This window comes from Pseudophaeobacter profundi, assembly GCF_029697505.1.
In the GTDB taxonomy this organism is placed as follows: domain Bacteria; phylum Pseudomonadota; class Alphaproteobacteria; order Rhodobacterales; family Rhodobacteraceae; genus Pseudophaeobacter; species Pseudophaeobacter profundi.
The window spans coordinates 1-332 of the sequence record NZ_JARJEF010000141.1; the positions used below are offsets into that span (position 1 = coordinate 1).

Annotated in this window: 1 protein-coding gene; it reads left to right on the forward strand. The window is 56.6% G+C overall.

Going from position 1 to position 332, the window contains the following annotated elements; all coding sequences use genetic code 11:
• Nucleotides 1-22: 22 nt before the first annotated feature.
• A partial coding sequence (locus tag P2081_RS21210; RefSeq protein ID WP_369011418.1) for a C1 family peptidase occupies nt 23-332 on the forward strand: 310 nt, incomplete at its 3' end.

Here is a 332-nt window from a genome sequence, read left to right on the forward strand (position 1 = left end):
GGACGATGAAGAGGACATCTAGTTGCCAAAGACATTTGACGCCAGGACAAAATGGAGCACTTGTGTTGCATTGCAGGAAATCAGAGACCAGGGTCCTTGCGGTTCATGTTGGGCCGTGGCAGCAACTGCAGCACTCACAGACCGATTCTGCATCGCTACCAAGACACAGTTCAACGGCCATCTGTCCGTGGAGGACCTGCTGACCTGCTGCTGTCCCTGCGCCGTGTCTTGCGTCAACGGCTGTCAAGGGGGCTACGATGACGAGGCCTGGGACTACTTCGCTCGCACTGGCATCTGCACCGGTGGTGACTACAAGTCCAAGGAGGGTTGTC